Source organism: Streptomyces sp. P5F9 (assembly GCF_057961495.1).
This window is the reverse complement of record NZ_JBXVPZ010000447.1, coordinates 1-7,860: the sequence shown is the minus strand read 5'-3', so window position 1 is coordinate 7,860 and position 7,860 is coordinate 1. Positions and strand designations below refer to the sequence as shown.

The following is a 7,860-nucleotide window of genomic DNA, read 5'->3' as shown; positions in this document are numbered from 1 at the left end:
GGTGGGCGTGGTGGGCGGAGACGGAAGCGGTCTGTGAGGATGTGCCGCAATGCGTATGCGGCGCAGGGATCATGTGACGGTGCCGGGCCGGCGGGCCGGTCGTGATGCCGCCGCACGGTTCCGGGTGCGACCAGCACATGTGGCGTTTGGTGGTACCGCTCCCGGAACGCGACTTCACCGTGGTGCTCTTCGACCGTGTGGGCGCCGGACGCTCCGGCCTGTCCGCCTGGAGCCGCGAGCGCTATTCCACGCTGGACGGCTTCACCGATGACGTGCTGGACATCTGCCGTGAACCGGCGCTCGGCCCGGTGACGTTCGTGGGGCACTCCGCGAGCGCGAGGATTCCTCCCGTTTGGGTGCCCGTGTCACGGTGCCTGGATACGCACTGGTGTACGGGCGGCGAGGGGATCGTATGGGGGTGGCACAGGTTCACGCATGAGGTTTTCGCGTGGCGAGAGGTGAACCCCGCTCGCTCGAACTCGCCTACGGAGCAGGCCTGTTCAGGTCGAGTCGCCCGATGCGGGACACGTTCTCCCGGTCGTCGGCGTCCTCGCTCGCCGCCGCGGCGAACCAGGCGTCGAGGATTTCCTTGAGCAGCGGCTCGGAGGTCAGTCGCAGGCTGAGGGCCAGGACGTTGGCGTCGTTCCAGCGGCGGGCGCCGTCAGCCGTGTACGCGTCCGTGCACAGGGCCGCCCGTACGCCCGGTACCTTGTTCGCGGCGATCGACGCGCCCGTGCCGGTCCAGCAGCACACGACCGCCTGGTCCGACGCCCCGGTGGCGACCTCGCGGGCCGCCGCCTCCGAGCAGACCGCCCACTGCGGGTCGTCCCCGGGACGCAACGCCCCGTGCGTGGCCACCTCGTGGCCCCGGTCGCGCAACTCCGCGACGAGGGAACGCGCCACGGGTTCGTCCATGTCCGAGGAAACAGAGATCCGCATGGATCGGAGGCTACTCAGCGGATCTGTTCGGTGCCAGCTCGGAACGTGTGTGGCGAGGGTCCCGCCGGGTCGCGGGCAGCAGAGGCGGTACTTGTCCACCACCCGGCGGAGGCCCGAGCTGGCTAGGACCGGCGCCAGATCTGGTTGGCGCCGCCCGTGCAGGTCCATATCTCCAGTGCCGTGCTGTCGGCCGTGCCGTGGCCGACCGCGTCCAGGCACTTGCCGGAGTCCACGTCGACGACACTGCCGTCGGAACGCACCCGCCACTGCTGGGCCGCGGAACTGCCGCAGTCCCAGATCTCCACCGGGCTGCCGTCGGCGGTGGCGCCGCCCGTGACCTCAAGGCACTTGGAGTCGTAGACGGTCAGCTGGTTGGTGGTCGTGGACGTCCAGGTCTGGTTCGTGCCGCCGTTGCAGTCCCAGAGGGCGGGCTGGGTGCCGTTGGTCTGGTTCGCGCCGGGGACGTCGACGCAGCGGCCGGACTCCTGGCCCTTGAGGGGTGCCGCGACCGCGCCGCGCAGCCAGCTCTGGTTGGTGCCGCCGGTGCAGGTCCAGAGCTCCAGCAGGGTGCCCGGGGTGGTGGCTCCGGCCGTGGCGTCCAGGCACTTGCCGGAGTTGGGGTCGACCACCGTGCCGTCGCTGTTCACGGTCCACTTCTGGGCCGCGGAGTTGTTGCAGTCGTAGATCTGCACCGGGGTGCCGTCGGTCGTGCCGCTGCCCTTGGCGTCCAGGCACTTCGCGCCGCTGTAGACGGTGAGTTGGCCGGCGGGTGTCAGGGTCCAGGACTGGTTGGCGGCGCCGTTGCAGTCCCAGAGGGCGAGTTGGGTGCCGTTGGTCCGGCTCGCGCCGGGGACGTCCGCGCACAGGCCGGACTGGCGGCCCTTGAGGATGCCGCCGTGGTTGCCCGGCGGGTTGGCGGTGACGGACAGGTTGTCGAACTGGTCGGTCTGGTAGCCCACCACGCCGATGCCGATCTGGCCCGCGGAGTACGAACTGTCGTTGGTGGTACCGAGGTTGACGCCGTCGGCGGTGGCGGTGATCTGGTCGCCCGAGAAGCCGAGGGCGAGCGTGTGCCACGCGTGCGTGCCGAGCGCCGCCCGGGTTCCGGAGGCCAGCGTGGTCAGGGTGCCCGCCGCCGAACTCTTGACGATGGACCAGCCACCCGTGTCGCTCACCCGGAGCAGGTAGGCGGCCTGGTGACTCTGCGGGCGGTTCTGGGTGTTGGCCCGGCCCAACAGCTCGACCGTACCGGCCTGTTGGAGGTTCACATCGGCCTTGACGGTGTAGTCGGTCCACGTCGGATCGCCGAGCAGCGAGAAGGCGTCGGAGTCGTCCTGCCACTCGATCGGCTTGACCGGCGCCACCTGCTGCACACACTGTCCGCTACGGCCGTCCGCGCACGGGCGCGCCTCGAACGAGCCCTGCATGTCGGACAGATACGTCGCCTCGGTGCCGGAGACATCGTTGTCGAACGTGTCGCCGTACGGCAGCGCGAGGGCGTGCGCGGCCGGCGCGGTGGCGGTGCCCTTGCCCTGGCCGGTGGTTGTGGTGACCGTGTAGATCCAACCCGGCTGAAGCGTCAGCGCGTACGAGCCGGAGGCCGGGGTGATGTCCTGCGTGTGCGTGAAGTCGGTCGACGGGCTGGGGCTGTTGACCCGAGTCGCCCACACGTGCACCGCACCGGTCGAAAGACCGCCCCGCACCTGGACGTCGACCGTCTGTGCCGCCGTGGCGGTGGTGGTCTCCAGCACCGTGGAGTAGTCGGAGCCGTTCGGCGACTTCAGCGTCGCGTAGGTGCCGTTGGACTCGGAACCGCCGAGGTAGCCCGACGCGGAATCGATGAACTTCCAGCCGGGCTGGGCGAATTGGGTGACCTGTGCGGTCGCCCAGGTGTTCTCGCCGATCGAGTAGTTCCCGGACCACGGCGAGTTCGCGGTGGCCAGGCCGACCGTGCCGTAGGGCAGGTTGGGGTAAATGGCCGCGACCAACGGCCAGTTGAGGTAGGCGGTCATGCGTGCGTCGACGTAGCCGCGCACGATGGAGCGGATCAGCGCGGGGGCTCCGGCGTCCATGTCCAGTGAGCCGTTCTCCGACGCCCACAGCGGCTTGCCGTTGTTCTTCGCGGTGGTGGTGCTGGAGCAGGTGTTCGCGCTGCCGCCGTCACCGCCCGCGCAGGGGTAGTGGGCGCCGATGACCGACACGGCGTCGTTGAACGCGGCGTTGCTCGCCATGTCGTCCGCGACGCTCCAGCCCGAGTCGTCGCCGACGATCTGCACGCCGCCGTATCCGGCACTGTCGAGCGCCGAGCGCAACTGGATGTACCAGTTGACGTCGTGGCCCCGTTCGTTCCAGCCGCCGAGGTAACTGATCGGCAGACCGTGCTGCTTGGCACAACCCAGCCAGGAGATCAGGTAGTTGATGGTGCCGGTGGACCAGAATCCACCGCTGATCCAGCCGGGGGCGGCCCAGGCCAGACCGTACAACTTGATGTCCGGGTTGCGGGCCTTGGCCTGCTCGGCGAGCCAGAACTCGTAGCCGGCGTCGCAGTTGATCTGTCCCTTGGTGTGCTCGATGGACGGTTCCGAGCCGTCGGTGGAGTTGGCGTCTCCGCCGATCTCCAGTTTGAGCAACTGGAGGTTCGCGCCGTAGCCCGGCTTGAACAGGTAGTCCAGGATCTGCGCCTGCTGGGCGGCCGGATAGTCGCGCAGCAGCCGGGAGTTGCCCCCGCCGCCGCTGATCGCGCCGATCCCGTCGAACGTCCGGCCGCTCTGACCGCCGTCCACGGTGATCGAGGTGGCCGCGGCTGCCGCCCGGGCCGGTGGTGCACCGACCGAACAGAGGGCGGCGACCAGGGCCATGACCCATAAGGGCAGAAGGCATCTCAAGGCTCTTCGCACGGTGTCGTCCTTCTCCAGAGGGGGGTGAGGACAGCCCCGGAGAGCGCTCTCAGGAGCGGGTGGGCGCCGTCCTGACTGTCCGTGGAGGTTTGGGCGACAGTGTGGAGTTGTGTTGAATCGGAGTCAAGGGTCTACACCTGTTGAGATGCGCTCTGGCCGAGACGTGGTCAGCGCACGACGTCGAAGACGTTCAGCTGCAGACCGTTGGCGTACACAGCGTGCTCGACGAGCTTCAGCTTCTGGGTGTCCTTGTCGGTGGCGGGGAACAGGCGCTTTCCGGCGCCGAGCAGCAGCGGGAAGACGAGCAGGTGGTAGCGGTCGACCAGGCCGGCGTCCGCGAGGCCGTGGTTGAGGGCGGCGCTGCCGTGCACGATGATCGGGCCGCCCTCGGTCTCCTTCAGGGCGGCGACCTCGTCGAGGTCGCGCAGGATCGTGGTCTCGCCCCAGTTCGACGCGAGCTTGTCGTCGGTGAGGGTGCTGGAGACGACGTACTTCGGCAGGGTCTTGTAGTGCGCGAACTCGTCCATGTCCGGCCACACCGGACTGAACGCCTCGTAGCTGGCCCGGCCCATCAGCATCGCGGTGGACTCCAGCTGCTCCCGCCCCTTGATGTCGAACGACTCGGACAGGAACTCCACCTCCTTGAAGGTCCATCCGGAGTTGCGGTAGCCGGGTTCGCCGCCCGGGGCCTCCATGACGCCGTCGAGCGAGATGAAGGCGGTGCTGATCAGGGTGCGCATCGTGGGTCCTCGGGTGGTCGGTGTGCGTGCGGGTACGTGTGCTGGTCGCTCCAGGATCCAACCGACAAAAAAAATTGTCAAGGAGGGTGAAGTTGTCGGAGGTGGAAGTTGTCGGGTGGGCATGGTCCCGTCCATCCGGGTAGGGGCTCTGTCGGGGCACGGAGCCGGAAGGGAAGGGAGGTGCGGGGTGGCCGGACTGACGGTCCCGTTGTGGGACGTGAGCAATGGGCAGGGACTGCGCCAACTCGCCGAGCTGGGACTGGCGTTGCTGCTGTCGACCCTGATCGGCTGGGAACGGGCGGCCCAGCAGAAGAGCGCCGGGCTGCGCACGCACACCCTGGTCGGCATCGCCAGCGCGCTGATGATGGAGGTCTCCCAGCACGGCTTCACGAACGTCCTCGGCCTGGACAACGTCTCCTTCGACCCGTCCCGCGTGGCGGCCCAGATCGTCTCCGGGATCGGGTTCATCGGCGGCGGCCTGATCTTCGTACGCCGGGACGCGGTACGCGGGCTGACGACCGCCGCCACCATCTGGCTCACCTGCGCGGTCGGCATGGCCTGCGGCGGGGGCCTGCCGATCCTCGCGCTGGCCACGACCGCGGTGCACTTCCTCGTCGTACGCGGATATCCGTTGCTGTTCGCGCGCATGACGCCCGGCGCCGAGGCGGGGTCGTTCGAGGTACGGCTGACCTACCGGACCGGCACGGCGCTGCTGCCGCAGCTGATGGAGACATGCACGCGGAGGGGTTTCCGCATCCAGGAGGTCAAGGTCGACCGGTTGCCCGAGCGGACTGATCCGGCCGCGCGGGTGCTGCTGCGGCTGGAAGGCGCGGCCGACGCCGGGCAGTTGACGTCCGAGCTGTTCCAGAACGACGGCGTGACGGAGGTCGAGCTGACGGCGGCTGGTGATGAGGAGTAGGACCGGATCGTATGGGGTGGGCCGGTATCCGGTGGTGGGGCGGCATCTGGTCCGGTGAGGCGGTGTCCGGCTCGGGAGCCTTCGTGAAAACCCGTTGGCGGATCACTGAGACCACTGCTACTTTCGCGGAGGCCGTGCGAGAGAACGAGGAGGTGGTACCCGTGAACGCAGAATCGACGTGGGTGCTCTCCTCCGGGGTCACGGTCGGGCGATAGGTCGTCCGGGAGCGCCGTAAAGCTGCCCTCCCGAAAGGCACGACCATGCATGTCACTTCCGAGCGCCGCCTCGACGACGGCGTCCTCGAACGCGAATTCACCCTCGGCGAGATCCCCGGCACCGTGTGGACCCCTGAATCCGTCGCACCGGCCCCGCTGATCCTGATGGCCCACAACAACGGCCTGCCCAAGGCGGAACCCCGGCTGGTGGCCAGGGCCCGGCTGTCCGCGGCGTCCGGGTACGCGGTGGCCACCATCGACGCCGCCGGGTGCGGTGACCGGCCCCGTTCCGTCGCCGGCGAACAGGCCCGCGCCGAGCTCCGCCGGGCGATGCGGGCCGGCGAGCCGGTCGACGAGATCTTCGAGTCCCTCGTCGGCCCGCTGGTCGAAGAGGCGGTCCCGGAATGGCGGACCACCCTGGACGCCCTCCTCACACTGCCCGAGATCAGCGGCCCGGTCGGGTACGCGGGATGGACCGCCCTCGGCATTCGACTGGCGGCGGTCGAGCCGCGCATCGCGGCCGCCGGCTTCTTCGCCGGGGGGTACGTCCCCCGCGCCCAGCGCGAGGAGGCCCGGCAGGTCACCGTTCCGCTGCTGTTCCTGCTGCAGTGGGACGACGAGGGGAACCCCCGGCAGCGGGCCCTGGACCTGTTCGACGCCTTCGGCACCAAGGAGAAGACCCTGCACGCGAATCTGGGCGGGCACACCGGTACCCCGTGGTTCGAGCGGGAGGACGGGGACCGGTTCTTCGGGCGGCACCTGAAGTGAGGGCGAGCTGCCGACCGACGGGCCGGCAGCAGTCGTAGATGCGCGATCGCCCCGGTCGTGGTGGTACTGGACAGTGCGGTACCGGCGGTCGGGGCGGCGCGCGGTCGCGGCGTCGCGATCGGGTGGGCCATGTCGTCGGGTACGACGACGTTTTACGGGCCACGCCGCGATGGAACCGGGGGCGGGCCGGCCGGGGGATTCGGCGGGCCGGTGGTTCGGCAAGCGCAGGTCGGACCGTTACTCGTACCGGTACTTCAGCGAGTCCGCCTCCGCCTGCTCGATGTCGGCGATCGTCAGGTCCGGCATCCGGAGTTGGGCCAGGGTCACCTCGGCGGAGGTCGGCTGGGCGTCCGGCGGCAGCCACTGCTCGGGTTTCCAGGCCGCGCTGCGCAGGAGGGCCTTGGGGCAGTGCGGGTAGACCTCCTCGATTCCAAGGACCAGCGCACTGGCCGGCGGTTTGCCCACGGCGGTCAGCTGTGACAGCAGTTCCGGGTGGGTGGAGATGCAGGCGCGGCCGTTCACTCTGAGTGTTGTGGTGCGTCCCGGGATGACGAACAGCAGCCCTGCCCGTCCGGTGGCGATGACGTTCTGCAGGGTGTCCAGACGCTTGTTGCCGGTCGCGTCTGGTATCGCCACCGTCCGGGCGTCCAGGACGGCCACGAAACCGGCGGGGCCGCCGCGCGGGGAGACGTCACAGTTGCCCTCGGCGTCCGTGCTGGCGACCAGGACCAGCGATGAGCAGCCGATCAACTTCCGGGTCTGCTCGGTGAGTTCGGTCATCTGCTTCCGCATGGCCGTGTCACGCGGGAGTTCGTAGACCTGGCGCAGCGCCTCCTGGTCGCGCACGGCGTCCAGGCGGAGCGAGTCGAACGCACTGCCGGCAAGGGGTGTCGTCATGCCTCCGAGCCTAACGAGCCGACCTGCGATCGACCTTGGTCGGTGAGCGCGGGGTGTGCAGAGGACCAGGCCGGCTGCCGAACCGGCCTTCACCGACCGGTTCCCGGTGACGCTGGTTCATCTGCGGACCGGGCTCACCCCTGAGGCGTTGAGCGTGCTCTAGGAGATGGGGTCCTCCACGACCGGCCGGACGATCCGGGAAGTTCGCCCGCTCCGGGCGGGCCGTGGGTCCGACGTCCCCGAGCGTCCCGGCAGTCGGCAGTTGGCAGTTGGCTGCCGTTCAGGAACTGTGCGATACGAGCCTCAGTCGCAGCCGGACGTAGTCCTGGTCCAGCGGTCCCGGACGGCGCGCTCCATCCGGCCGCCAGCCGTTTCGGGCGTAGAAGCCCTGCGCACGGGCGTTGGACGCCCAGCACTCCAGCACGCCCTCGGTGCGGCCGGCGGCCTCGGCCTGCATGACGAACTCCCGGTGCAGGGCCCCACCC

7 protein-coding genes are annotated in these 7,860 nt (G+C 69.5%); 2 read left to right on the top strand and 5 right to left on the bottom strand.

Annotated elements, in window-relative coordinates; translation table 11 throughout:
• Positions 1 to 483: 483 nt before the first annotated feature.
• The 3 genes from AC31A1_RS41985 to AC31A1_RS41975 all read right to left on the bottom strand — a co-directional run bounded on the left by AC31A1_RS41985 (position 484) and on the right by AC31A1_RS41975 (position 4,576).
• On the bottom strand, positions 484 to 939 hold the full coding sequence (locus AC31A1_RS41985; protein WP_489658344.1) for an RpiB/LacA/LacB family sugar-phosphate isomerase: 456 nt from the start codon (positions 937 to 939) through the stop codon (positions 484 to 486).
• Between the two features lie 122 nt (positions 940 to 1,061).
• On the bottom strand, positions 1,062 to 3,797 hold the full coding sequence (locus tag AC31A1_RS41980; RefSeq protein WP_489658343.1) for a ricin-type beta-trefoil lectin domain protein: 2,736 nt from the start codon (positions 3,795 to 3,797) through the stop codon (positions 1,062 to 1,064).
• A gap of 206 nt (positions 3,798 to 4,003) precedes the next feature.
• Positions 4,004 to 4,576 carry a dihydrofolate reductase family protein gene (locus AC31A1_RS41975; protein WP_489658342.1) on the bottom strand — a complete coding sequence of 191 codons (573 nt, stop codon included), beginning with the start codon at positions 4,574 to 4,576 and terminating at the stop codon, positions 4,004 to 4,006.
• Between the two features lie 187 nt (positions 4,577 to 4,763).
• On the opposite strand from AC31A1_RS41975, the gene AC31A1_RS41970 reads away from it, so the two are divergent.
• A complete protein-coding gene (locus AC31A1_RS41970) occupies positions 4,764 to 5,495 on the top strand; it encodes an MgtC/SapB family protein (protein ID WP_489658341.1) in 732 nt (243 codons plus the stop codon).
• Positions 5,496 to 5,755: 260 nt separating this feature from the next.
• A complete protein-coding gene (locus AC31A1_RS41965) occupies positions 5,756 to 6,478 on the top strand; it encodes a dienelactone hydrolase family protein (protein WP_489658340.1) in 723 nt (240 codons plus the stop codon).
• 237 nt (positions 6,479 to 6,715) lie between these two features.
• Here the strand turns inward: AC31A1_RS41965 and AC31A1_RS41960 are convergent, their stop codons facing one another.
• Both AC31A1_RS41960 and AC31A1_RS41955 read right to left on the bottom strand, forming a co-directional pair.
• A complete protein-coding gene (locus AC31A1_RS41960) occupies positions 6,716 to 7,375 on the bottom strand; it encodes an MSMEG_1061 family FMN-dependent PPOX-type flavoprotein (RefSeq protein ID WP_489658339.1) in 660 nt (219 codons plus the stop codon).
• Between the two features lie 280 nt (positions 7,376 to 7,655).
• On the bottom strand, positions 7,656 to 7,860 hold a 205-nt coding region (locus AC31A1_RS41955), incomplete at its 5' end, for an N-acetyltransferase (protein ID WP_489658338.1).